The 24,439-nt window shown below is 45.2% G+C and carries 22 protein-coding genes and 3 tRNA genes; 13 read left to right on the top strand and 12 right to left on the bottom strand.

Annotated elements, in window-relative coordinates; translation table 11 throughout:
• Positions 1 to 19 precede the first annotated feature (19 nt).
• From PV783_RS04160 to PV783_RS04145, 4 genes are all read left to right on the top strand, one after another.
• A complete protein-coding gene (locus tag PV783_RS04160; RefSeq protein WP_079471688.1) occupies positions 20 to 928 on the top strand; it encodes a transglutaminase domain-containing protein in 909 nt (302 codons plus the stop codon).
• 16 nt (positions 929 to 944) lie between these two features.
• The gene (locus tag PV783_RS04155) at positions 945 to 2,795 is read left to right on the top strand and encodes a chloride channel protein (RefSeq protein WP_111577105.1); all 1,851 of its coding nucleotides are present in this window, start codon (positions 945 to 947) and stop codon (positions 2,793 to 2,795) included.
• A 73-nt stretch (positions 2,796 to 2,868) separates the two neighbouring features.
• Positions 2,869 to 3,474 carry an NAD(P)H-dependent oxidoreductase gene (locus tag PV783_RS04150; protein WP_111577106.1) on the top strand — a complete coding sequence of 202 codons (606 nt, stop codon included), beginning with the start codon at positions 2,869 to 2,871 and terminating at the stop codon, positions 3,472 to 3,474.
• A 1-nt stretch (position 3,475) separates the two neighbouring features.
• On the top strand, positions 3,476 to 5,368 hold the full coding sequence (locus tag PV783_RS04145) for a monovalent cation:proton antiporter-2 (CPA2) family protein (RefSeq protein WP_420987228.1): 1,893 nt from the start codon (positions 3,476 to 3,478) through the stop codon (positions 5,366 to 5,368).
• A gap of 1 nt (position 5,369) precedes the next feature.
• Here PV783_RS04145 and PV783_RS04140 read toward each other — a convergent pair whose 3' ends face one another.
• The 3 genes from PV783_RS04140 to PV783_RS04130 all read right to left on the bottom strand — a co-directional run bounded on the left by PV783_RS04140 (position 5,370) and on the right by PV783_RS04130 (position 7,223).
• Positions 5,370 to 5,621, bottom strand: a complete 252-nt coding sequence (locus PV783_RS04140) for a hypothetical protein (protein ID WP_111577108.1) — start codon at positions 5,619 to 5,621, stop codon at positions 5,370 to 5,372.
• A 7-nt stretch (positions 5,622 to 5,628) separates the two neighbouring features.
• Positions 5,629 to 5,886: a hypothetical protein gene (locus PV783_RS04135; RefSeq protein WP_111577109.1), complete on the bottom strand. Its 258-nt coding sequence runs from the start codon at positions 5,884 to 5,886 to the stop codon at positions 5,629 to 5,631.
• 155 nt (positions 5,887 to 6,041) lie between these two features.
• Positions 6,042 to 7,223, bottom strand: a complete 1,182-nt coding sequence (locus PV783_RS04130) for a DUF5009 domain-containing protein (RefSeq protein ID WP_420987227.1) — start codon at positions 7,221 to 7,223, stop codon at positions 6,042 to 6,044.
• A gap of 140 nt (positions 7,224 to 7,363) precedes the next feature.
• Between PV783_RS04130 and PV783_RS04125 the strand changes: the two genes are divergently transcribed.
• From PV783_RS04125 to PV783_RS04110, 4 genes are all read left to right on the top strand, one after another.
• Positions 7,364 to 9,415, top strand: coding sequence for a M13 family metallopeptidase (locus PV783_RS04125; protein WP_420987226.1), 2,052 nt, complete (start codon positions 7,364 to 7,366; stop codon positions 9,413 to 9,415).
• 196 nt (positions 9,416 to 9,611) lie between these two features.
• A complete protein-coding gene (locus PV783_RS04120) occupies positions 9,612 to 10,004 on the top strand; it encodes a GxxExxY protein (RefSeq protein ID WP_420987225.1) in 393 nt (130 codons plus the stop codon).
• Positions 10,005 to 10,132: 128 nt separating this feature from the next.
• Positions 10,133 to 11,098, top strand: coding sequence for a carbohydrate-binding family 9-like protein (locus PV783_RS04115; RefSeq protein WP_420987224.1), 966 nt, complete (start codon positions 10,133 to 10,135; stop codon positions 11,096 to 11,098).
• A 5-nt stretch (positions 11,099 to 11,103) separates the two neighbouring features.
• A complete protein-coding gene (locus PV783_RS04110) occupies positions 11,104 to 12,198 on the top strand; it encodes a family 10 glycosylhydrolase (RefSeq protein ID WP_420987223.1) in 1,095 nt (364 codons plus the stop codon).
• 169 nt (positions 12,199 to 12,367) lie between these two features.
• Here the strand turns inward: PV783_RS04110 and PV783_RS04105 are convergent, their stop codons facing one another.
• Complete coding sequence (locus PV783_RS04105) at positions 12,368 to 14,656, bottom strand: GH92 family glycosyl hydrolase (RefSeq protein ID WP_420987222.1); 2,289 nt, start codon at positions 14,654 to 14,656, stop codon at positions 12,368 to 12,370.
• A gap of 63 nt (positions 14,657 to 14,719) precedes the next feature.
• A complete protein-coding gene (locus PV783_RS04100) occupies positions 14,720 to 15,937 on the bottom strand; it encodes a glycosyltransferase family 87 protein (protein ID WP_420987220.1) in 1,218 nt (405 codons plus the stop codon).
• A 338-nt stretch (positions 15,938 to 16,275) separates the two neighbouring features.
• Between PV783_RS04100 and PV783_RS04095 the strand changes: the two genes are divergently transcribed.
• Positions 16,276 to 18,123, top strand: coding sequence for an ABC transporter ATP-binding protein (locus PV783_RS04095; protein ID WP_420987218.1), 1,848 nt, complete (start codon positions 16,276 to 16,278; stop codon positions 18,121 to 18,123).
• 80 nt (positions 18,124 to 18,203) lie between these two features.
• Here the strand turns inward: PV783_RS04095 and PV783_RS04090 are convergent, their stop codons facing one another.
• Together PV783_RS04090 and PV783_RS04085 are read right to left on the bottom strand one after the other, a co-directional pair.
• Positions 18,204 to 18,575: a hypothetical protein gene (locus tag PV783_RS04090; protein ID WP_420987216.1), complete on the bottom strand. Its 372-nt coding sequence runs from the start codon at positions 18,573 to 18,575 to the stop codon at positions 18,204 to 18,206.
• Entirely contained in the window at positions 18,565 to 19,050 is a 486-nt protein-coding gene (locus tag PV783_RS04085) for a sigma factor-like helix-turn-helix DNA-binding protein (protein ID WP_133256126.1), read from the bottom strand. Before PV783_RS04085 ends, PV783_RS04090 begins: the two co-directional genes overlap by 11 nt.
• A 148-nt stretch (positions 19,051 to 19,198) precedes the next feature.
• On the opposite strand from PV783_RS04085, the gene PV783_RS04080 reads away from it, so the two are divergent.
• Entirely contained in the window at positions 19,199 to 19,924 is a 726-nt protein-coding gene (locus PV783_RS04080; RefSeq protein ID WP_420987214.1) for an HNH endonuclease, read from the top strand.
• A gap of 18 nt (positions 19,925 to 19,942) precedes the next feature.
• On the opposite strand, the gene PV783_RS04075 is transcribed toward PV783_RS04080, so the two are convergent.
• The 5 genes from PV783_RS04075 to PV783_RS04055 form a co-directional block, all read right to left on the bottom strand.
• A complete protein-coding gene (locus PV783_RS04075) occupies positions 19,943 to 20,671 on the bottom strand; it encodes a hypothetical protein (protein WP_420987212.1) in 729 nt (242 codons plus the stop codon).
• Positions 20,672 to 20,689: 18 nt separating this feature from the next.
• Entirely contained in the window at positions 20,690 to 20,902 is a 213-nt protein-coding gene (locus PV783_RS04070; RefSeq protein ID WP_111577118.1) for a helix-turn-helix transcriptional regulator, read from the bottom strand.
• Positions 20,903 to 21,834: 932 nt separating this feature from the next.
• Positions 21,835 to 22,110: a hypothetical protein gene (locus PV783_RS04065; protein ID WP_420987210.1), complete on the bottom strand. Its 276-nt coding sequence runs from the start codon at positions 22,108 to 22,110 to the stop codon at positions 21,835 to 21,837.
• Positions 22,111 to 22,282: 172 nt separating this feature from the next.
• A complete protein-coding gene (locus PV783_RS04060; RefSeq protein ID WP_420987208.1) occupies positions 22,283 to 22,579 on the bottom strand; it encodes a helix-turn-helix domain-containing protein in 297 nt (98 codons plus the stop codon).
• On the bottom strand, positions 22,576 to 22,959 hold the full coding sequence (locus tag PV783_RS04055; protein ID WP_159454388.1) for a response regulator: 384 nt from the start codon (positions 22,957 to 22,959) through the stop codon (positions 22,576 to 22,578). The genes PV783_RS04060 and PV783_RS04055 overlap by 4 nt, the downstream gene beginning before the upstream one ends.
• A 906-nt stretch (positions 22,960 to 23,865) precedes the next feature.
• Here PV783_RS04055 and PV783_RS04050 point away from each other — a divergent pair.
• The 3 genes from PV783_RS04050 to PV783_RS04040 all read left to right on the top strand — a co-directional run bounded on the left by PV783_RS04050 (position 23,866) and on the right by PV783_RS04040 (position 24,154).
• Positions 23,866 to 23,930, top strand: a tRNA-Ile gene (locus tag PV783_RS04050).
• Positions 23,931 to 23,940: 10 nt separating this feature from the next.
• Positions 23,941 to 24,014 (top strand) — tRNA-Gln (locus PV783_RS04045).
• Positions 24,015 to 24,079: 65 nt separating this feature from the next.
• Positions 24,080 to 24,154, top strand: a tRNA-Phe gene (locus PV783_RS04040).
• Positions 24,155 to 24,439: the final 285 nt, after the last annotated feature.

Genomic DNA, 24,439 nt, shown 5'->3' with positions numbered 1-24,439 from the left:
TGCTTTATTGCGTAGCATAATGGCCATAGACGAAAGCAAATATACCGTAGTACAGAATATATTGTTCAACACATTGAGTCTGTTGACTTTACTATTGCTGGCACCCTATATCAACAGCTTTACGCCTCCACTCGTGGCAAATGGCTGGCATATCGATCTGCTATTGGCCGTAGTGGCTAGTTTCATAGTCGTTTATGTACTCCGCTGGATCTTCAGGCCGCTGATCATTCCCATCTTTTTACTGGTATGCAGTGTAATGGTCGTTAACAAACTTAGTGATCGCTATACCTTTTATAATGTGCTCAACGATTATAAAGGTATGGTGCAGGGAAACCTCAACACCAAAGGCAGCAAGCAGCTGGATATCCTCAGTCTTTACCCGAGAAGGGTAGAAAGCTACCGCGATAAAACCGTGCGCGGCATGCGGGAAAAGATCAACTTCCAGGACTCGGTGGTCCGCAACTTCTCCGTGAAGCACTCCCTCGATTATTACGATGAGTATTTCTATAAATACGGAAAAATAACCCGGTTCCTGTCCCTGTTCCGGTTTATCAACAGCCAGTTCAAATATGTGCTGGACTCCCGCCGTGATGAATACTTTGCCACCGCACAGGAAACCATACAAAATGGCCTGGGCGGCGATTGCGACGATCACTCTATCCTGATGACCTCCTGCCTGCAATCGATCGGGGCGAGGTGCCGTATTGTACTGGTAAAAGGCCATGCCTACCCGGAGCTTTATTGCGGCGACAAAGAGGAGTTTGAAATCATGAAACAGGCTATCATCACGCTTTTCCCGAAACCCGCCGTGAAAGAAATATATTATCATGAGCTGAAAGGCGAGTACTGGATTAACCTGGATTACACGGCCCGCCGCCCTGGCGGACCTTATATGAATGATAAAGTTTATGCCCTGATTGAGCTTTGATCCTTAAATTTGCCGCATGAGTCAATTTAACCGCCTGCGGAAATACCATAGCTTTTTTCGATTCAAAAAGGATTTCGAACAATACAGTTTAAAGAGTGCCAAAAGCTATGAGCTCATATTACATTGGTTACACAGTAAAATGAGCCGCAGCCAGTTCCTCCTGCTCTCCGGTATCCTGGTAGGATGTTCCGCAGGATTAGCCGGCGTCATCTTAAAAAGCCTGGTCCACTATATTCATTATGTAATCACCTATAAAGTACATTTCAGCACCCAGGTTATTTTTTATGTGGTGTTCCCTTTCCTGGGAATTGTGCTTACTACACTCATGGTCATCTGGTTTTTCAAGGGGCAGTCGAGGAAAGGCATACCAGCTATCCTGCACGAAATAGCCCGGAACTCCAGCCTGATCCCACCTGTAAAAATGTACTCCCAGATATTGCAGAGTGCCATCACCGTAGGGCTTGGTGGCTCCGCCGGATTGGAAAGTCCTATCGCTGTTACCGGCGCCGCCCTGGGTTCCAATTATGCACGTACCTATAAACTTGGTTATAAAGAACGCACGCTGTTATTGGCTGCCGGCGCTACTGCCGGTATAGCGGCCGCATTCAATGCCCCGATTGCCGGGATGATGTTTGCTTTTGAGATATTACTTACCGGCGTGGTATTTTCTGATTTCATGCCGCTGATTGTGGCGGCCGTTTGCGGTAGTTTACTTTCTAAAATTATTTTACAGGAAGAAGCACTGTTTCATTTCGAGTCAAGGGTTGCTTTTAACTATCACAACGTACCCTATTATATAGCCCTGGGTATACTCAGTGGATTTTATGCAAGATATTACGTAGTCATCTCACAAAAAATAGAACATTTCTTTCACTCGCTCAACTGGACAGCGTTGCAACGCGCCATCCTGGGCGGTGTGCTGGTATCCGCCCTCTGCGTGGCGCTGCCGCCTTTATTCGGGGAAGGATACTCCAGTGTGAAATCACTGGCTGCCGGCAACGGCGAAGCTATTCTCCAAAACAGTTTCTTCCGGTATCTTCCCATACAAAGCTGGATGATACTGGTGTTTACCGGCTGCGTGTGTTTGCTGAAAGCATTGGCTGCATCCGTTACCATACAAAGCGGTGGTAACGGGGGGAACTTTGCGCCGTCCCTTTTCGCAGGCGGCTTCCTGGGATTTTTTTATGCAATGGTTTGTCAGCAGATGGGGTTCACGGATATCCCGGTTACCAACCTGGTAATTGTGGGTATGGCTGGTGTAATGGCCGGTGTGATGTATGCCCCGCTCACCGCCATCTTCCTGATTGCCGAATCCAGCTCCGGTTACGATCTTTTCATCCCGCTGATGATTGTTTCTACCATCTCTTTCCTGATGGCAAAATGGTTTTCACCTATCTCACCGGAAATCAAGGAACTGGCCAAAGACGGTAAAGTATTTACGCATGCCCATGACAAAAACATCCTGCTGCTCCTGAAAATGGAAGACCTCCTGGAGACAGATGTGCAAACAATTTCCATTGACGCTACCCTGCGGGATATCATAGAACTGGTGAAAGAAGGCACCCGGAATATTATTGCCGTAGTAAACCACGAGCAACTGTTTGAAGGCATTATTACGCTGGATGAGATCCGGCCGGTTATGTTTAATCCCGAACTGTACGATACCATTACCGTAAAGAAGCTGATGCAGGCCCCGCCGGCAGTAGTTAATTTAAAAGATAACATTAACGTGGTGATCAAAAAATTTGATGCCGCCCAGGCATGGAACCTGCCGGTGGTACAGGATAAGCAACTGGTGGGCTTTATTTCCAAATCCAGCATCCTCAATAAATACCGGTTACTTTTGCAGGAATATTCGGAAGGCTGACGGGGAATTTGTGAACACAGAAGGGCTACTTTTGAAACAAAATACCTAAATTTCTTTATACGAAAATCCGATAATGGCGAGAGTTCTGATAAATTTTGCACATCCTGCCCTGGAGAAATCCAGGGTACATTCACAGCTGCTGCGGGTGGTTAAAAACATCCCGGGGGTTACTTTCAATGACTTGTATGAACAATACCCCGATCTGGATGTGGATGTGGCCCGTGAGCAAAAGCTGCTGGAGCAGCACGATATTATTTTTATGCAGCATCCTTTTTACTGGTACAGCGCACCCGCTATTGTAAAGCAGTGGCTCGACCTGGTGCTGGAACATGGCTGGGCATACGGGCATACCGGTAAAGCCTTACAGGGTAAGTATTTCGGCAATATTATTACAGCGGGAGGTGCTGCACATTCCTATGAGCCGGATGGCCATCATGGACATACCGTGCATGAATTTCTGCTGCCTTTTATGCAAACCGCCAAATTGTGCAACATGCATTATACCGCTCCTTATGTGATATACGGCGTGCACCGGCAGGATACTTCAGATATCCAGGAGGATGCAGCCCGGCTGAAACAGGTGCTGGAGCGCCTCCGCGACGATAAATTTGATCTTACTCCTTTGCCTGGCCTGAAAGATCTGAATCAAATACTTCAACTACCCGCTCAAACCAGATAATATGGATCAACATTCTTTGCTATTTCAGTCGATGGTATACCTGGCTGCGGCCATTGTATTTGTACCGCTGGCCAAAAAGATGGGACTGGGAGCCGTTTTAGGCTACCTGATCGCGGGTATTATCATTGGTCCTTCTTTACTGGGTTTTATAGGAAGGGAGGGAGAAGATATTATGCATTTCGCGGAATTTGGCGTAGTGATGATGCTGTTCCTCATAGGTATAGAGCTGGAACCGGCGCTGCTGTGGCGGCTGCGTTCCTCCATACTCGGGCTGGGAGGGCTGCAGGTGATATTAAGTGCCGCGGCCATTGCGGGCATTGCCTACCTGGTAGGACAACCAGTGAATACATCGCTGGCGCTGGGAATGATCCTCTCGCTATCGTCTACCGCCATTGTGTTGCAAACCCTGAATGAAAAAGGATGGATGGGCACTTCCGCCGGGCAGAGCGCCTTTTCGGTGTTACTGTTCCAGGATATTGCCGTGATCCCTATGCTGGCCATATTTCCTTTGCTGGCGGGGAACGCCGCAGCAGATGCCGCTTCGCACAATGCTTCCCTAAGGGATAATTTACCTGGCTGGGCGCAAACGCTGGTAGTGCTGGGAGCCGTAGCCATTATCATCATTGCAGGCAGGTACCTGGTGCGGCCGCTGATGCGTATCATTGCCCGTACCCGTGTACGCGAATTATTTACCGCCACCGCTTTGCTGATGGTGGTAGGCATTGCGGTGCTGATGAACCTGGTGGGCCTCAGTTCCGCGCTGGGCGCATTTCTGGGCGGAGTAGTACTCGCCAACAGTGAATACCGCCATGAGTTGGAAAGTGATATTGAACCTTTTAAAGGATTGTTACTCGGCTTGTTCTTTATTGCCGTTGGCGCGTCTATTGATTTCAGCCTGATTATGAAGCAGCCCTGGCTGATCATGGGTTTAGTGGTGGGTGTTATGGCATTGAAAGGCATTGTACTACTGTTGCTGGGAAAGATTTTCAAACTGAGTACCGATCAGAACCTGCTATTTGCCTTTGCCCTCGCGGATATCGGTGAGTTTGCGTTTGTGTTGCTGTCGTTCACTGGCCAAACAGGGCTGATGAGTAAGGAAATGACCGCCATGATAACAGCGGTAGTAGCCATCAGTATGGCGCTCACCCCGCTGATTATGCTGGTGTATGAAAAAGTGATCCAGCCATATTATACCCGGTCGGAAATAAAGGCCGAAAGGGAAGCGGATGAGATCAATGAAAAGAATCCGGTGATCATTGCAGGCTTTGGCCGCTTTGGCAGTATGACCGGGCGTTTCCTGCGGGCCAATGGCATTCATGCTACGGTGTTGGACCTGGATTCCGACCGGGTAGATGCACTGCACAACCTGGGTATTAAAGTATATTATGGAGATGCATCCCGCTATGACCTGCTCGTTGCCGCAGGTGCTAAGGACGCCAAAATGCTGATCATTGCTACCGATCATGCGGAACAAACGCTGGAGATAGTGAGAATGGCCCAGCGGTATTTTCCACATCTGCAACTACTGGTAAGGGCGGAAAATAATGAAGATACTTTTGAACTGATGGACCTCGGCGTACTGCATATTTACCGCGAAACGGTAGACACTTCCCTGCGTCTTGGCGTGGATGCCCTGCGTATGCTGGGCGGAAGGGCTTACCGGAGCGAACGTGCCGCACGGACGTTTTTCCGCCAGGATGAACGTACCCTGAAAGGCTTATCTGCACTGCGCGACGATAAAAAGCAATATATCAGTTCCATGAAGGAACGTATTGATGAAATGGAAAAGCTCATTTCATCCGACCGTGTAAAAACATGGCTGGATGAAGGACAGGGCTGGGATCCTGAATCACTGCGTGATGAGATCCGGGGAGAAAAAATTGATGAGGAATAATTTACTGCTGAATATGCTGGATAATGAGTTCCGCCACATGATGTAACAGCCCCACATCTACCGGGTTTAAATGATCATGCATAGGCTTGCTGGAAACAGCACGTACATAGCCTTCTTCATCGGGCTCAAAAGTAATTTCATGCTCTTCAATGGCTACCTTATAAACCGTTTTAAATTGCTGATGAGCGGTTTGCACATCCAGGATGTGCGGATGCCCTTTGTATTCAAATTTAAGTGTGAAGAAGTCAGACATATCATTATTACCGTTGTGCAGTATTCACTTCGCTTTCATCGTGCTGGCGATGATAGTAACGTTTGATCCTGTTTTTTTCATCACGGGAAAACTGATGAATTAACCACAGGAAAAAACAAGCAAGACCGCTGATGATCAATATGTAGCCTATAAAACCCAGGGTATGGAACACTTTGAACCACATCCAGTCGTTGGTTAGGGCATACTGCGCTAAGATAGCTAAAATCAATCCTGCTGACGCTAATACAATTGCAATTTTTTTCATGGGGGGAACTTTTGGGATGTAAAAATCTGTTTCCAGGAATTAAAGGGACAAACGAAATGCCACACATATTTACGCGCTATACTCCATTACGGATGTATTTCACGTAGATATTTCTCTACATTACGAGAGCTATAACGGAGTAATGTGTAAGATTGTTACAGTTGCAAACGAATTCCCAGCTTATTTAATCCCTTTACCAGGAAGAGCATGATTACTGCAAAAAAAGCGCACCAGGCAATACCCGGCAGTCCTTCTCCCAATACAGCCGGCAGGCTGATCCCCGCAAGCAACATTCCATAAAAAACAATATCCGGTAATATATAGGTAAGCAAAGGATTGGAACCGGCAGGCCGGAAGAAAGCCGTCCACTTACTGATCTGTTTTACATCTATCAGAAAATATAACAAAGAAAATATGGCCACACATATCGCGCTGCAATACAGGCACCAACTGGGTGTAGCCTGGATCTTGGATAGTTTGTAGGCAGGTCTTAACAGCATGCCGGCAATCAACAGTAAAACAAAGTAACCGGTTACACGCGACACCAGCTTACTCCCTTTCAGACCCAGGTCTTCATCAAAATAAAATAACGTCAGCAACATACCCGACAAAACAATAGCCGTATGCGCCGCGTGGCCGGCCTGTGAAGTAAGCCAACTCCATTCTCCCATGAATGGCTGTTTGCATAAAATATAATACCCGATACACACGGCAATCATCAGCATAATAGCGCCAGCCACCCCTTTAAATACCTGGTAAATAATACATGCATACAGGTATGCCCAGCCTATGAGTCCCAGGATGCCCCACCAATCCGGCGTTAACCGCTCCGTTCCATCTTCACCACCGCGGAAAATCAATGCCAGTACAATCAACCCTATCATGCCCACTCCCTTGAAACACCACGAAAGCCATGCGTTTTTGAACTTATAAACATTCCATACCAGTATGGCGGATATATAAAATAAAAGCGACCATGCGGCGCCACTCATCCCGGTAGCAGCAGCATTCACTTTTTCGGCATTTACCATAAAAATACCCAACACCCACAAACCCAATGTGCGCCAGGCAATATGCCGCTGCAACTGCCAGAAGGTATCACCTTTTGCCAGCCGGCTATTGATGGCGAAAGGCACCGACATCCCCACTATAAACAGGAAAGCAGGGAACACAACATCTACAAATGTCATCCTGTCTTCATTACCATGCGCATGCTGCATCCATGAAGGGATACCGCTCACACCCGCCACACTGTTAACGAAAATCATGACAAGAATAGTAATCCCGCGGAAAGCATCGATAGATAAAATGCGGCCAGTCTTTAAATTGTTGATCATAAGCGTTGCAGGTAAGGAAATGACTTTGTACCAAAATACATTATTTACTTTATATTCTTCTGCTGCCGTTAAGCCCATTTTAATAATCAGGGTGATAAAAAATAATTACCTTTCTTCCGGTAACAAAATCTCAACAGCTTATGATAAAATCTATCCTCACCGGAACCGGTTTGGCTGCCATTACCTGTTTCACTGCATGTAACCAGGGGCAGAAACAACCCGATGCCAACGCTTCTTCCACCCCCGACGCAGTAGCCGCTAATGTAGACAGCACCGTAAATCCCACACAAGATTTTTTTGATTATGCCAACGGCGGCTGGATAAAACGCAATCCTATACCAGCAGAATATAGTTCATGGGGTATCGGCAACCTGGTACAGGAAGAACTGTACAAACGCCTGCGCATCATCAATGAAAAAGCAGTAGAAAATCCGACCGATCCTATCTCCAAAAAGATTGCCGCCTTCTGGACCAGCGGAATGGATTCTGTGCGCATCAACCAGGATGGTATAAAGCCCATCGAAGCAGATCTGAAAGCCATTGATGCCATTACCACCATTCCGCAACTGGTGCAGGTAGCCTCCAAACTAAACATCACCACCGGCGCATTCTGCAGCCTGTACATCGCGCAGGATGCCAAAAACAGCGACGTTATTGCCGTGCAGCTGGCGCAGGGCGGCTTAGGGCTTCCTAACCGCGACTACTACTTCAACACCGATGCGCGTACCACCAACATCCGGAACGCATATCCCGGCCACGTTGCCAAAATGCTTCAATTTGTTGGCTACGACAGCACCGCCGCTAAAAAAGCCGCTGCAGGCATCGTACAACTGGAAACAAGCCTGGCTAAAAACAGCCGCAAGCTGGAAGCACTCCGCGATCCGGAAGCCAACTATCATAAAATGGCTGTAGCCCAGCTAAATAAAATTGCAGGGAATATCGACTGGAATGAGTTCATCAAACAACAGGGTATCAACAAATTTGCCGATACCATTATTGTTGGTCAGCCGGAGTTTTATTCCAACCTGAGTAACGCCGTTAAATCGCAACCACTCCAAACCTGGAAAGACTACCTCAAGTGGAACCTGATCAACTCCGCCTCTCAACATCTCAGCGATACCATCGCCAACACCGACTTCGCGTTTTATGGCACCCTGCTCAAAGGACAGGACAAGCAGAAACCGCGCTGGAAAAGAGTGCTGGATGCTGAGGAAAGCGCAATGGGAGAGGCCCTGGGCCAGCTGTTTGTAAAAGAGTTCTTTAATACTACCGCTAAAAAAAGATATGAAAACCTGGTAGAGGAAATACGTACTGAACTAAAAACACGCATTGAACACCTCGACTGGATGAGCGACAGCACCAAGCAAAAAGCATTGTACAAACTCTCCAAAATCACTAAAAAAGTAGGCTATCCTGATAAGTGGAAAGACTTTACCGCAATGGATATCAAGGAACAGTCGTACCACCAGAATATCGAAGCGGCTCACCAGTGGTGGCAAAATTACCAGATCAACAAACTGGGCAAACCCGTTGATCGTAACGAATGGGATATGACCCCGCAAACGTACAACGCTTACTACAATCCCAGCAACAACGAAATTGTGCTGCCCGCCGGTATCTTCACCGTTCCCGGTAAGCGCGACGAAGAACTGGATGATGCCATTGTATACGGCTATGCCGGCGCCTCCACCATTGGCCATGAAATTACACATGGGTTTGATGATGAAGGCCGTCAGTTTGATGCCGCCGGTAACCTGAAAAGCTGGTGGACCAAAGACGACGAAAAGAAATTCAACGAGCGCGCGGCCGTAATGGTGAAGCAGTTCAACAACTATGTAGTAGTGGATACTTTACGTATCAACGGTAAAGCTACACTTGGTGAAAATATCGCGGATCTCGGTGGTATCCTTCTTGGATGGGAAGCTTTCAAAAAAACAGATCAATATAAGAAAAACGAAAAGATCGCCGGATACACCCCATCACAGCGTTATTTCATGGGTTACTCCCTTGGTTGGCTCGGACATACCAAAAAAGAATCACTGGCCAGGCAGGTGCTCACCGATGTGCATTCCCCCGCCAAATTCAGGGTGAACGGACCTTTCAGCGATGTGGACGCGTTTTATGAAGTATACGGCGTGAAACCGGGAGATGGTATGTACCGGCCGGATAGTGTCCGCGTTCGCATATGGTAACGCGGAGGTTGTCTTTCTCAGGATTAGACTGATTATGTTGATTACGTGGATTTTATTTTTTTGATTTTATTTCTGATTTTGATTTTATTGATTTAGTTTTTATAAAAGAGCCAGATAAATTATCTGGCTCTTTTTTTTGGGTTAATGAAATAGTTAAATTAGCGTCATTGTTTGTTTTAACCTTAATATATAATGTATGATTAACCCAAGTTATAAGCATTCTGAGCTTACTGGTAAAATTATTGGCTGTGCAATGCGTGTGCATCGTATACTAGGATCAGGATTCCAGGAAGTAATATATCAGCGGGCTTTGGCAATAGAATTAAGTGAAAACAAAATTCCATTTGAAAGAGAAAAAGAAATGCCTGTATATTATAAAGGTGAAGTAGTAGGAAGCAGGCGGGCCGACTTCTTGGTGGAAAATGTTGTTGCCGTTGAACTAAAGGCTCTATCATTGATGGAGCAATCAAACATTTTACAAGCCAAAAGCTATCTTGAAGCATATAATGTAGAAACCGGATTACTTATTAACTTTGGCCGGCCAAGCCTTGAATTTAAAAGACTAATCAACGGAAAATATAAATGGTAATAAATCCTTCTATCATCAAAAATATCATCAGTGCAATCAGCATAATCAGTCTAATCCTGAGTAAGACAACCTTCGCGCAAACTGGCCTGGAATTGTATAAACCGGCAAAGGAAACTCCCCTCCACTACGTGTGTAAGGAAACTAAAGATAAAGTAGTAATTGATGGTAAACTCGACGAAGCCGGGTGGCAGCAAGCTACCTGGACAGCCGATTTTAAAGATATTGAAGGCGACGCCAAACCCGCACCACCACTGCGTACCCGGGTGAAGATGATGTGGGACCAGCAATACCTTTACATCGCGGCTACACTGCAGGAGCCTCATATCTGGGGAACACTGGTAGATCATGATGCTATTATTTTCAGGGATAATGATTTTGAGGTATTTATAGATCCCGATGGAGATACCCACCAATACTACGAAATAGAAATCAATGCTTTAAATACGGTGATGGACCTGTTTATGGGTAAGCCGTATCGCAATATGGGAGAGGCTTTGATCAACTGGGATACCAGGGGCATTGTCACTGCTATACATATTGATGGTACGATTAATAACCCTTCAGACACCGATAAAGAATGGACAGTGGAGATGGCCGTGCCTTTCAGTGCCCTTAGCTTCTTCAATAAAAATCAACGGCCGGTGGAGAATAGCCTCTGGCGGATCAATTTCTCACGGGTAGAGTGGGACACAGACATTAAAAACGGCAAGTACGTAAAACAACAACGGCCAGAGCATAACTGGGTTTGGTCGCCGCAAGGAATTGTGAATATGCATGCGCCGGAACGGTGGGGATACCTGTTGTTTACCAGCAAAGCCAATACTACTTTCCAGTTGCCTCCGGCGGAGGAAGCCAAACAATACCTCTGGCAAATCTACAGCGCCCAACTGCAATACAGGCAAGCCAATGGGCGGTATGCCAAAAGTTTAAAAGAGCTGAAGATCCCTGAAAAACAAACCGGTACTAATAAAGAAGTATATACGTTGTCAATGGAAAGCATTTCATCACAATACAATGCCAGTGTTTCCGGTAGTAATTTCCCTGGTTCCGTAAATATCAACCAGGAAGGTAAAGTGTATAGTAACAGAAAATAACAGCTATGGATAAACGTCTTTTTATAAAATCATTGGGTATCGGTGGATTGGCATTGGTAAAACCTACGCTGCCAGCCAGCGCTGCTGCTATAAAGGAAACAGCGCCCACGCTGGAAAAGAACGCCGTGCAACACCGGGTGTGGATCAATCCTGATCATAAAGATACTGCTGCCATTTTAAAAGCAAGATATGCTGCTTACAGAAGAGCAGGGATCACAGATATCATGTTTGAGGCAGATAGCGAACTACATTTTAAAACCGCCAAAGCCAATGGTATCAAAGCGCACCGCTGGATGTGGACAATGAACCGTGGAGAAAAAGAATTGCTGGCCAGTCACCCGGAATGGTATGCGCAAAACAGGAAAGGCGAGTCCTGTGCGAACCATCCTCCTTATGTAGATTACTACCGCTGGCTGTGTCCCAGTAAACCGGAGGTAGTGAATTACCTGAAAGACCAGGTGGAAAAAATCCTTTCACTGGATTATGTGGATGGCATTCATCTCGATTATGTTCGCTACTGCGATGTGATATTGCCCGTAAATCTCTGGAGCAATTATGGTATTGATCAGTCGAAAGAATTACCGGAGTATGATTTCTGTTATTGCGAACAATGCCGCAATGCATATAAAGAAAAACATGGCGTAGATCCGTTACAGATAGAACATCCCGACCAAAGCCCTTCCTGGCGCAAGTTCCGCTACGACCGCATTACTAACGTAGTGAGCAACCTGGCGCAGGTAGCCCAGCAACATAAGAAACCAATTTCCGCAGCAGTGTTTCCTACTCCTGAAATTGCCAAACGTATCGTACGGCAGGATTGGACCAACTGGCCATTGAACGCTATTTGCCCGATGATCTATCACGGCTTTTACAGGGAAAATGTGAGCTGGATAGGCGATGCGGTGGCAGAAGGGGTGAAGGGGCTGCATGGCGCATTCCCGTTGTATGCAGGGCTGTATCTGCCTGACTTCCACGGCAACTACACCGACCTGGCCGAAGCCGTGAAACTGGCCATCCAGAATGGAGCGGCAGGCGTTTCTATCTTTGGAGAAGTAACACCGGAGGTATTACGAGTGTTGTCTTTCTCAGGATTAGACTGATTATACTGATTTAGGGATTTGATCATTTTTGATTTAAAAAGATTTGGGGAGATGTAAGCGAATATATCCGCTTACATCTCCCCAAATCTTTTAAATCTTTATAAAATCAAAAAAGTAAAATCAATGTAATCAGCACAATCAGTCTAATCCTGAGAAAGACAACATCCGCTTAAAGGGCATTCGATGGCCTGTCTGCTGCGGCTTTACCAAAGCTGAGGTTTGGTTTGTTACCCATTTTAACAACCAGCGTTCCACCGGCCACCACATCCTGGTGGGTGATAAAGCTTTTCGTATATGGTTTACCATTAAGAGTAACGCTTTGGATATAGATATTCTCTGCACTATTATCGATCGCCTGTACTGTGAAGGTTTTACCTGCGCCTACTTTAATAGATGCTTTGTCGAACAGCGGGCTGCCTAACACATATACGCCGCTGGCGGAGTTTTCAGGATAGAAGCCCAGCGAAGAGAATACATACCAGGACGACATCGCGCCGCAATCTTCATTACCCGCAAGTCCTTCCGGCTGATCGAAGTAGAATTCTTTCATTACCTGTCTTACTTTTTCAGCGGTTTTCCATTGGTAACCGGAGAAAGCGTACATATAGGTAACGTGGTGACTTGGCTCATTACCATGCGCATACATTCCTATAAGGCCGGAGATATCGTTAGATGCTTCTGCGCCCATATCGCCTTTAGCGGTGAAGAGGCTGTCGAGTTTACTGGTAAAGGCATCGTCGCCGCCCATGAGTTGGATCAGTCCTTCCACGTCCTGTGGCACCAGCCAGGTGTATTGCCAGCCGTTGCCTTCGGTGAAGTCGCCTTTTTCATGAACGGAGTTAAACGGATCGTAAGGTGTTTTGAAGCTGCCATCGCTCATACGCGGGCGTACGAAGCGGATGGTGCTATCGAAATAATTGCGGTAGTAAGCTGCGCGTTTTTTGTAGTATTCGAAGTCGGCTGTTTTGCCCAACTTCTTTGCCATGGCTGCAATACACCAGTCGTCGATGGCGTATTCCATTGCTTTGGAAACGGATTCATATTCTTTGTCTGCCGGGATGTAGCCTAATTCTTTTACGTATTTCAGGCCAAGATCATCACGGTTGGCGGTAACTTTCATGGCTTCAAAAGCTTCTTCTGCGTTGAACCCTTTAAATCCTTTCAGGTAAGCGTCTACAATAGGAGGTACTGCGTGATAGCCCACCATACAGTTGGTTTCATTACCCATCAGCGGCCATACCGGCAATTTGCCCTGTTGTTTGTGGATGGTGAGCATCGAGTTCACGAAGCTGTTCACCTTTTCAGGATGCAGGATGGTAGCGAGTGGAGCGCAGGAGCGATAAATATCCCAGAGAGAAAATACGGAATAGTTATCGAAGCCTGGGTTAGCATATACTTTTTTATCGGTGCCACGGTAGCTGCCATCATGATCGTTGAACAAAGCCGGATCAATCATGGTGTGATACATGGCGGTATAAAATACGCGGCGTGCGGCCTCGTCTTTTGTTTCAATGCTTACTTTGGCCAGTTCCTTGTCCCATTTAGCGTTGGCGCTGTTAATGGTTTTGATAAAGTCCCATCCTGGTATTTCCGCCTTGATATTAGCCAGTGCGTTTTCGCTGCTTACAGGGGAGATGCCTACTTTCAGCATTACCTGTCCGGGCGATTTATCGAATACGATAACGCCTTTGGCTTCTTTCGATTTTACTTCTTTGCCGGTTTGTTTATTATCTCCATCAAATACCAAAAATTGTTTCACCGGCACATTTGATTTAATGGCAAACCAGAGGCGTTGGTCCACCGCCCATCCTTTGGAGTAGCGGTATCCTTCGAGGGTATATTCATCTACCTGGCGGATAAATGTTTCTACCGGTGCATCCCAGCCGATACCTTCTTTCAGGTCGATGATGATATTGGCAGGTTGATTTTTCGGGAAAGTGTACTTATGAAAAGCCACTCTTTCTGAAGCGGTTAATTCTGCTTTGATATTGTAGTCGTCCAGCTGAACGGCGTAGTAGCCGGGACGCGCGGTTTCGCGGTTATGAGAATAGTGGGAGCCATATCCGGAGGTGGGATCTTCCTGTGTGCCGCGGCTGGTTCTCACTTTACCGGTGTAGGGCATAATGAGCACATCGCCCAGGTCGCCGATACCGGTTCCACTGAGGTGCATCTGCGAGAAGCCTATTAATACGCTGTCTGAATAGTGATACCCGGAGCACCAATCCCACCCTTTTACAATATTGGTAGGTCCTGTTTGTACTGCGCCATAAGGAACGCTGGCGCCAACAAATACGTGACCGTGGCCGCCGGAGCCGATATAAGGATCTACTGAAGCAACTGATTTACTTTCAACAAAGCCTGGCAATGGTGCTGACTTCTTCTGTGCACTTGTTTGAATGCCGTGAAACAGCATCGCAGATAACGCAAATGCACTACCTATCTTGATTCCCGTGTTCATAATCAAAAACCTTTAATAATCCGGCAATTTACGCCCGGATTATTACTTTTTCAGTTAATTTTTTCACAATACAGGAACGGGCTCCAGGTCCTTGACTGGCGCGGGGGAAACATCTTTTTTTAATAAATATTTCCGCGTGTAGATCTGATAAACGATCACCAGCCATAATACCAGGCAGGGCAAGGCTTTCACGGCATAGGGCATCGATATATTCTTCCTTACCCAGGGAGTAAGAATATCCGAGTGGGAAAAGCTGATCAGGAAAATGACAAAAAACATAAATATGTTGTTCTGTCTTGTGGATGGCTGCAATACATACCAGATACACACCGCCGGTATAGCGATGATGTAGGTGGGCGACTCAGAGCTGGTGCTGAAAAGCACCGGGAATATCAGTGTAGAGCAGAGAATATAGAAGCGATAACGGGAGTTATAGCGATCTTTTAACCGGGTATATTGTAAAAAGAAGAGTACTATCGCAGGAATGAGCACTACGTTATTACTCATGCCCGGCAAATGAAACACCCTTTTTATAAAGCCTCCGGCAGATATATCCTGGAACAGGATATTCGCGCCTTCATTCAGTTCGTTTTTGTGTACCAGTGCAGCATACCAATCAAAGTAACATTGGATAATATATTGGGGAGAAGATATCACCATGGGCAATGCAAACATCACTGCACCCCATAAAAACAGGTACCCGATAAACCGCCTGGGATTAGGACTGAAGAAGAAAAATGCGAGTCCTACTATGCCATAAAACTTTGTAAGCGTTCCCAACACAATAAAGAAAGCGGCCCTATGTTCTTTTCCCTTAATAGTATTGGTAAAGGTGAGGATAACGAAAGCGCCGATGAACTGGTTCATCTGGAACCAGCTGCTGGCGCCCATCAGCTCCATTGAACACAACAGCAGGATAATATTCTGTTGCAGGCGTAAAAGCGGCAACTGCCGGATGGCGTAAAACAAAACAGCCGAACCGGTGAGCGACCACAACATGGCTCCCAGGTGAATCTCCAAACCGGCAAAAGGAGCTATCACGATGCTGAATACCGGGCCATAAAGATTTACATCGTAATAATCGGCCGGGTAGGGGATATATAAAGGCTGCTGGTGAATGACGTGAAAGAATACGTCTCTGAATATGCGATAGTTATTGAAATTATTCCGGGAAACCTCCATGAAGGCCCCGATAAAGGACAAGCCAAACCATAAACTCATGATCAGCCATTCCTTTTCTGCCAGGTAAGTCAGCACATTCCTTTTTTCACGCATATCCATAATTGCTAATTAAATAAAAGCTATAGTACGCAGGTATAACGCACCTGGAGGGGCTATCCCTCTATTGTAGTTTTTATTTATTCGGCCTGGATATCCGGATTTATAAAGAAATGTTACTGCAACTAAAGCGCAGTATTAATTCTCTGAAGCCGCCCATTGTTTGGACTGTTCATTTACAGCGTATACAACGCCGGCAATAATCACACAACAAACTATCAGTAAGGAAACGATCAATAATAACATAGCATCCTGGTTTATTCACATGAACCCAAATTTAAAACAAATCCTTTTAGATAATGCGCTTATGTTTGGAGAAGCAATTTTCGTAAATTACTTCTATGAGTGCAATAGCAGCTCCCCGGAAAAAACGCCCGGGGAAAGATGAAAAATTAACCTTCAAAGAGCGGCTGGCGGCCCTTCGTAACTTACCGGCATTTTTCAGGATGGTATGGCAAACCAGTCCGGGGCTCGCTATAGGAAATACTGTTCTCAGGGTGGCGCAATCGGCCATGCCGTTATCGTTGTTATATGTGGGTAAGCTGATCATCGACCAGGTGGTGCATCTCACCAAAGATCCGGGGCACTCCACCACCTGGCTGTGGCAACTGGTGGCGCTGGAATTTGGGCTGGCCATACTATCCGATGCGCTTAGTCGCGCTATTTCACTGCTGGATGGCCTTTTGGGCGACCTCTTCGCCAACCATACTTCCGTGAAAATCATGGAACATGCCGCCAAACTGGACCTCGACCAATTTGAAGACGCCGAATTTTATGATAAGCTGGAACGCGCCCGGCAGCAAACCTCCGGCAGAACCGTGCTACTGGCGCAGGTACTGAGCCAGGTACAGGACATTATCACGATCGTTTTCCTGGCGGCGGGACTGGTATTCTTCAACCCCTGGCTGATATTATTATTGTTGCTGGCCGTAATCCCGGCCTTCCTGAATGAATCGCACTTCAACGACCTGTATTATAAACTGGCCTGGGGCCAAACTTCCGACCGGCGTGAGCTGGATTATATCCGCTATCTCGGCGCCAGCGACGAAACTGCCAAAGAAGTAAAGGTGTTTGATCTTTCCAATTTCCTGATCAACCGCTTTAAATTCATCTCCAATAAATTTTATACCGATAAAAAAGTATTGCAGATCAGGGATTCCATCTGGGGAACCATTTTCGCAATAGTAGGTGCAGCCGGATATTATGCCGCCTATGTGATCATCATCCTGCAAACGATCCGGGGGCATCTCAGCATCGGCGACCTGGCCTTCCTGGCGGGGTCTTTCAGGCAGTTGCGTACCACGTTCCAGGGTATCCTTATCCGGTTTTCCAGTGTTACGCAGGGCGCCCTTTACCTGCGCGACCTGTTTGAATATTTTGAGATACAACCTAAAATGGTTCCTGTGCTTCATCCCCGGGCGTTTCCTCGTCCTATTCAACAGGGATTTACTTTTGAAGATGTAGGCTTTAAATATATCAACTCCGACAAATGGGCCATCCGGCACCTCAACTTCACCCTTCATCCCGGCGAGAAATTAGCGCTGGTAGGGGAGAACGGCGCCGGCAAAACCACCCTGGTGAAACTACTGTCCCGCCTCTACGATCCGGTAGAAGGACGCATCCTGCTGGATGGCATAGATCTCCGCGAATACGATCTCAAAGAATTACGTACGCAGGTAGGCGTTATATTCCAGGACTACCAACGCTACCAGATGACCGTTTCCCAGAACATCGCTGTGGGGAACATCGCTCAAAGCAACAACCTCCCCATGATTGAGGATGCGGCCAGGCAAAGTCTTGCTTCCCCGCTTATAGAAAAGATGCCACTCGGCTACGAGCAGATGCTGGGTCGCCGCTTTAACCAGGGCATAGAACTCTCCGGTGGCGAATGGCAGAAGATAGCATTGGCACGGGCCTATATGAAAGACGCCCAACTCCTCATACTGGACGAGCCCACCTCCGCCCTCGACGCCCGTGCAGAATACAACGTATTTCTCCGCTTCGCCGATCTTACCCGCGATAAAACCGCCGTATTAATATCCCACCGGTTTTCCACGGTACGCATGGCCAACCGCATCCTGGTGCTGGAACGGGGCACGCTGGTTGAAATCGGGAGCCATGAGGAACTGCTGGCCCGCAAAGGACGCTACGCCGAATTATTTGAACTGCAGGCCGCCGGATACAAATAAAGCGCCTCCCGGAAGGAGACGCTTCATAAAAACCTATGGCGGAAAGAAGAGGAAATCCCTCTTTCCCTACAGGACGCAGCTCAACGGCTGATACCCCCATTGTCTATTTTTTTATCCGCAGGCGGCGCCTCCCGGAGATAACACCATTTCAGCGTAATGGCCAACAGTAACATAATCAGCGTAGCAATAACTCCTGCCCACGGTACCTGTTTCTTTTCCTTTCTTCCTGCTTCCACTTTTTTCCATGCCTGCTGCGGATGATACTTACCCATCTGTTTCAACTCTTCCTTCAAAGTAACTTCCTTGCTCAACTCTGCAAATAACAACCGGTTCTCCTCACTGGCATCTATCCATGCCTGCAGCTCTTCGCTTTCTTCTTCTGAAAGCGTGTTTTCCCAATACTTTACTATTAACCGGGACCGGTGGTAATATGATTCCAGATTACTCCGCAATGGATAGGAAGAAGTTTAATACGAGAAAAGTTTCCGGTTTCAGCCGCCAGTGCAATAACTCCTGTGCTCTTGCTTTCTGCGTTTTCACCCAACTCACCGGCATCGACATCTCTGCAGCAATCTCTTCATTTTTCAGTTCTTCCACATAGCTAAGCTTGAAAACTTTACCGCATCCCTCCGGCAGTGCGGCGATAGCCCGGTTTATTTCCCCACCTACTTCCGCCCTGAGAAAAGCAGTTTTTACAGTTGCTTTATGCTCCTGGCAGGCGTTTAACACCTCTTTATACAGGAACATTTTGATGGCCGGGAAATCATCATCTTCACACTCGTAATTTATGAACACTTTTTGAACGATATCCTCTGCCATAGCGGAATCCGCGATCAAAAGGTCGGCAAATCGGCAAAGGCGCAGGTATAGCAGGTCAAATAATGACTTCAGTTGGAGGTGAGATTGTTTTGGATGGTGCGTGGACATTATGGTAAAAATAGGGAGAAAAGGGGGGATTAGCAAAGGGGGATTAAGGATTCTATATTTATATTTGTATATCATATTGATATTATAAATATCAATTCAAGACAAGCTTTACCCATCGTGATTTTGAGCGTCCATACATCGTAGTACCATGAAAAGCAATCCAAAGTGGCATAGGGATGAAATTATACTTGCACTTGATCTTTATTTTTCTCCAGATAGGGGGAGTATTGATCGCAGAAACCGGAAGATCATTGCCTTGAGCGAATTATTAAGAAGCCTTCCTCTTGACCTTGAACGTCCCGATCCTATGAAGTTTAGGAATGTAAATGGGGTAGCAAGGAAGCTGGCTAATTTTATGTCTTTAGAATCGCCAGGCAAAGGATTGAAAAGCTATTCGAAGCTTGATGAAATACTGTTTAACGAGTTCAAAGACAAAAAAGATCAGCTAAAAAAACTAGCTGCTGAAATAACCAATGCTGTAACTGATCCATCGATTAAAAACGAAATACTTCATGTTGAAGAAGATGAGCAAACTGTGGAAGACAGTGTGGAAGAAGGCTCCATCTTATACAAACTCCATAAAGTAAGAGAACGGGTACCTGCTATCATTAAGCTAAAAAAAGAAGAAATATTAAAAAAGAAAGGGAAACTGCTTTGTGAAGTTTGCGGATTTGATTTTTATGATTCTTATGGAGATATTGGTAAAGGATTTATCGAATGCCATCACAAAACGCCCCTTTCAAAGATAACCGCTTCTACAAAAACAAGTCTTAAAGACTTGGCACTGGTATGCTCCAATTGCCACCGGATGTTACACAAGGATATCAATGTGCTATCAATTGAAGGATTAAGGGAGCGAATGACGCGGGTATAAAATGGTGGGTGATTACTTTCAAGGAAACACCCCTACATTATCCACCACCATACTATACAACCTGTCAACAATCAACGGTCTTTCAGCCTCAAACCCTCTCTCATGCTCAGAAAACTCAGCATCAGTGGCCAGCTTATTCGCAATGATCGACTCAATTCCAAACTCCGTCCTTCCTTTGTATTGCTGATAAATTTCATCGCTACGTTTCTTTGCAGCGCGCAAATGATAAGCAACCTGCGGCAAGTCGAGCATCGTTTCCAGCTGCGAAACCACTATATCTGAATGGAAGTAAATAGCGCTGCCGAAGCCCTCCCAATCTTCATAACTTAAAAAATCATGCAATACTAACAAGCAATATACGGAAGGAGGTAAATGTCTCAACTCTTCTAAAGGCAGCCAGAATTTCCGCTGAATATTCTCTGTGGACTCAATGCTTTGTACGATGAGCGTTAAGGCTTCTTCTTTATTATTCTTTGCTTTTCTTAAGATACGCTGAGATAAGGTAAAGCGTTCTTCATCAATGCTGGCAATGGTTTGGGCGATATCGTAATTATGGATTATCAAATGCTTCCTGGCGATGTCTGATGAAACAGCAGTTTTATTGGTAATGATTTGAATCATTTCTGCTTCAAATAGCAGCCTCGCTTGTTCTACATTTCCGTTTGTTTGGTTAAGCAGGTGAAGGCCGTGACGGGCGCCAATGGGGATTTGTTGACGGAGGAGGTTAAGACTTTCTTTATGTAACATTTAATTAAAGGTAGTAGATTATTTGGCTTTTCTAAGTACGAGTAATTCCCTTGCCTCAACGTCCAATGCCTCTGCAATTTTAAAAAGAGTTTCTACTGTCGGTTGCATTTGGTTTGTACACCATTTGGAAACCGTGTTTCGATTCATATCCAAAGTTTCCGCTAACCAATTATTTGTTTTGGCTTTTTCAGCGAGCACTGCTTTTATCCTATTGAATACTTTATCACCCATATTACTGCCTTATAAGCATATTTTTCATCAATATAAGCAGAAACACAATCATTATGACAGCATAAAAATCACATAAATAAGCAGATTATCACAATAAATAATGTGCATAATCACATTTTAAATTGTATTTTTACTATCTTAGCACATAATAAAAATCTATTGTTATGCAAACCTCCCAATCCTTTTTTCATTACACGCACTTATCCGAGACGGAATCTACTGATCCCATGCTCGCCATAAACCGTTTTTGCGAATTGTTCCCTCCGGCTGCCGCGCGACAAACACTATGGCTATGGCTTTCGGAAACGCTCGCAGCTGAGGATACCCAATATGAAAATGCCCAGCACAGGGCGGATTTACTTCTACTTTACAACGAGTTGCTAAGGTTACTGGATGCCAATTACCTTTTAAGCCTATTAAAGGCCTCAAATAGCAACGAAGCGCTGATAATATCACTTTGATATCAATTCCATCTCAAATGAGCAGCATTGGCCCCAAAGTTGGCTGTATAGGGGTATGCAGCAAGCTTGCAAACATCAGGATCTGGCGCAGATAAAGAGATTCAGGTGCCGGGGTCAATGCTTATTTGTGAAAACTGTAATTTGAACTGACCAACTGAAAATAGCGGGCGCAAGCGGTTCTAAGTGTATAGGAAGTGTATGGGGAGTGTATTGGAAGTGTATTGTGAGTGTATGGGGAGTGTATGGTAACAGTATGGGGACTGTATAGGGACTGTATGGGAACTGTATGGGGAATACGACACATACACGACTCCTAAGTACCGGAGAAGTATGCAAGAAGTATCGGAGAAGTATGCAAGAAGTATAGCCGCATTACAGTTCAGTTCGCCAAATATCCAATCATTCCCCTTGTCCACAAAAAAGCCCGGCATCCCTGCCAGGCCAGTTCTATAAACCCACTTTCCTTAGAGGTTATACAATCTTATACCACGGCAACCCGTCACAGCCTTTTGGGTGGTGAATAGAAGGCCGGATACTGGTACCATTAATTTCAAACCAGGGGAAGGAGCTCCAGCCCTGCGGATGGTGAATAGTGGGATACAGTTTATCCTCTCTCACCTCATACCAGGGTAGGGAACGGGACCCGCCTGCGTGGTGGATAGTGGTAAAAACATTATTGTCTTTTATTTCATATTCTGCTAATGAACGCCCACCATCAGGATGATGTAATGTTCTGTGGAGTTTCATGGTTAAAAATTTTGTAGTAAATAAATATGGTTAACGGTTATACTTTGGGTTTACTAAACAGCAACGAATATAATAAAATATCTGGTTAGGAAAACATACCAATAGAACAAAATTCCTGATGTTTTTTATCAAAAGTCTATAGGGATAAACAGGCAAAAAATACTGCCGGAAACTACGGCATAATTAATTTATATCCTTTACCACGAACATTGTAGATACTTGAGCCCGGGTGATCTTTGATAATTTCCTTGAGCCTGGATATATATACATACAATTTGTCAATTTTGTGATCGTTTCCACCAAAAACAGTATCCATAATCGTTTCCATACTTGTTAGTTCATTACGGTTATCATATAAGCATTTATATACTTTCTTAACTCTCTTTGCAACTTTTCTTGGCCTTCCGTGGGAGCTATAAAACTCATTCTCTTCTGGAGAATAGTAAGGTTTTCTTATAATTCCTTTCATAAGATGTAATTATTGGTGTGGGTTAGGGACGCCTGCAATCTGCCCGTCAATTCACGCAGGTTGAAAGTTTTAGGGAAATAACCATTCGCACCCCCTCTGCCAAATACTTCCGCCGATACGAGTGCAAGGTCTTCCCCGGATAAATAAAATATAGGGATGTGCTTATCCTTACTACGGATACGTTCCCCAAGATCAATTCCATTCAGGCGGGGCATCCTGATATCCAACAAACAGGAATGAAATGAGAATTCATTAAACAGCAGCCATGCATGTTCCCCATCATAGGCGCTATAAACTTCGAAACCTTGCTGATTGAGTATTTTTCTTACAATACCAGAAAAAATGGTATCATCGTCAGCGTGTAAAATCCGGTTTTTCATAATTGAGTTCAATTGGGTTATAGGTCTAAATAAGTTTAAAAACATCCACGAAATCCCAGCTATCCACAGCATCGTATATGCCTTACATTTATACTGATTGATACAAATAGAATTCATGGATTCAAATAATTCCTCAAAGAAAAAAACTATTCACCACTAAAATCGAAGTCTTAACGGAAAATTTTAATTCTAATAATCAAAGTGCGGAATAAAATATCAAAACAACAAAATAGGCTACAATAAAGGGTTTCAAAGTATCATATTTTGTTAATCACTATTAACATATATTTGATAAAGTTAGTAGTCCGAAATATTTGTTAATGCATCAGGCATTTACATTTCATTAATGAACGGCATTTTATTATAAAGTAAAGTACACGCATAAACGAATCAAAATCCCGCTTCATTTATCTAGCTAAAAAATATTTTTAAAAATTATTTGGAGATATTAAAAAAATATCCCCACCTTTGCATCGACAAAAAAACAATAAACATGTACCGCCCAATTTTTAACATACAATCAAAACACCAGTTTAGTCTGATACCAGGCTATACCAGTGGCGGGGCATGTTATGCCGAAGAATAAGTTGAAATAACAAATTCGATATAACACAGGCCCCGCAAGAGATTGCGGGGCTTTTTATTTACACTTAAAACTAAAAATACGCATGCAAATGCATATTCATAACATACAATTTAGTAACGATCATAACAAACCACTGTTATCGGTTTGCTATCGCTATGAAATATTTCATCAACGACACCGGTGTCGACGAACATAAGTAACGCTTATGTATATACGTAGAAACCGGTCGTGCTGAACGCCCGGTTTTTTTTGTGCTCAATAGTCGCGCAGCTAAATGCAAAACAGTCACGAAAAACACATACGCAAACAAACCCAGTCCGGTAGCTCAATCGGTCAGAGCACCTGCCTTATACGCAGCTGGCTATTGGTTCAAATCCAATCCTTACTACTTAAAAAGCCCTGTAGCACAATTGGTTAGCGCGTCTGCATTTGGAGCAGAAGGTTATTGGTTCGAGTCCAGTCAGGGTTACTAAAATACGGTGCTTGTAGTTCTAACAGGCGTAGCAGGTTCGAATCTTGCTACTCACACAACACGGATGAATAGCTCCAATGGTAGAGCAGCGGTTTGAAGCACCGCCCGTGCAGGTTCGACTCCTGCTTCATCCACCACGCAAATGAAAAGCATTTGCTAAAAAGCTTCCTCAACAGGAAGACGGGGATAGATGTCCATTCACAGCAACCCAGGCAGGAGTATCGTACTACTCCGCAGTGCAGCCGTAATAACGGACTGTATGCTGTTGCTGCAATACACTATTCCCGCACACACATAGTCTGTGGGTAGAAGGTTCGAATCCTTTCCGTCCTTGAAAAACGGTAGCTCATCGGTAGAGCAATAGACAATCTCATAGGGAGATTAAATCAGAAGGACTGTAAATCCTTTACAACAACAAACAA

The organism is Chitinophaga sp. CC14 (assembly GCF_048957795.1).
In the GTDB taxonomy this organism is placed as follows: Bacteria; Bacteroidota; Bacteroidia; order Chitinophagales; family Chitinophagaceae; genus Chitinophaga; species Chitinophaga ginsengisegetis.
The sequence above is the reverse complement of the archived record's forward strand: the minus strand, read 5'-3'. Positions and strand labels throughout refer to the sequence as shown.

What these genes read in the sequence shown, in the direction of transcription:
- PV783_RS04160 (WP_079471688.1), top strand. Translation starts at nt 20, where the DNA reads ATGGCCATAGACGAAAGCAAATATACCGTAGTACAGAATATATTGTTC.
- PV783_RS04155 (WP_111577105.1), top strand. Translation starts at nt 945, where the DNA reads ATGAGTCAATTTAACCGCCTGCGGAAATACCATAGCTTTTTTCGATTC.
- PV783_RS04150 (WP_111577106.1), top strand. Translation starts at nt 2,869, where the DNA reads ATGGCGAGAGTTCTGATAAATTTTGCACATCCTGCCCTGGAGAAATCC.
- PV783_RS04145 (WP_420987228.1), top strand. Translation starts at nt 3,476, where the DNA reads ATGGATCAACATTCTTTGCTATTTCAGTCGATGGTATACCTGGCTGCG.
- PV783_RS04140 (WP_111577108.1), bottom strand. Translation starts at nt 5,621, where the DNA reads ATGTCTGACTTCTTCACACTTAAATTTGAATACAAAGGGCATCCGCAC.
- PV783_RS04135 (WP_111577109.1), bottom strand. Translation starts at nt 5,886, where the DNA reads ATGAAAAAAATTGCAATTGTATTAGCGTCAGCAGGATTGATTTTAGCT.
- PV783_RS04130 (WP_420987227.1), bottom strand. Translation starts at nt 7,223, where the DNA reads ATGATCAACAATTTAAAGACTGGCCGCATTTTATCTATCGATGCTTTC.
- PV783_RS04125 (WP_420987226.1), top strand. Translation starts at nt 7,364, where the DNA reads ATGATAAAATCTATCCTCACCGGAACCGGTTTGGCTGCCATTACCTGT.
- PV783_RS04120 (WP_420987225.1), top strand. Translation starts at nt 9,612, where the DNA reads ATGATTAACCCAAGTTATAAGCATTCTGAGCTTACTGGTAAAATTATT.
- PV783_RS04110 (WP_420987223.1), top strand. Translation starts at nt 11,104, where the DNA reads ATGGATAAACGTCTTTTTATAAAATCATTGGGTATCGGTGGATTGGCA.
- PV783_RS04105 (WP_420987222.1), bottom strand. Translation starts at nt 14,656, where the DNA reads ATGAACACGGGAATCAAGATAGGTAGTGCATTTGCGTTATCTGCGATG.
- PV783_RS04100 (WP_420987220.1), bottom strand. Translation starts at nt 15,937, where the DNA reads ATGGATATGCGTGAAAAAAGGAATGTGCTGACTTACCTGGCAGAAAAG.
- PV783_RS04095 (WP_420987218.1), top strand. Translation starts at nt 16,276, where the DNA reads ATGAGTGCAATAGCAGCTCCCCGGAAAAAACGCCCGGGGAAAGATGAA.
- PV783_RS04085 (WP_133256126.1), bottom strand. Translation starts at nt 19,050, where the DNA reads ATGTCCACGCACCATCCAAAACAATCTCACCTCCAACTGAAGTCATTA.
- PV783_RS04080 (WP_420987214.1), top strand. Translation starts at nt 19,199, where the DNA reads ATGAAAAGCAATCCAAAGTGGCATAGGGATGAAATTATACTTGCACTT.
- PV783_RS04075 (WP_420987212.1), bottom strand. Translation starts at nt 20,671, where the DNA reads ATGTTACATAAAGAAAGTCTTAACCTCCTCCGTCAACAAATCCCCATT.
- PV783_RS04070 (WP_111577118.1), bottom strand. Translation starts at nt 20,902, where the DNA reads ATGGGTGATAAAGTATTCAATAGGATAAAAGCAGTGCTCGCTGAAAAA.
- PV783_RS04065 (WP_420987210.1), bottom strand. Translation starts at nt 22,110, where the DNA reads ATGAAACTCCACAGAACATTACATCATCCTGATGGTGGGCGTTCATTA.
- PV783_RS04060 (WP_420987208.1), bottom strand. Translation starts at nt 22,579, where the DNA reads ATGAAAGGAATTATAAGAAAACCTTACTATTCTCCAGAAGAGAATGAG.
- PV783_RS04055 (WP_159454388.1), bottom strand. Translation starts at nt 22,959, where the DNA reads ATGAAAAACCGGATTTTACACGCTGACGATGATACCATTTTTTCTGGT.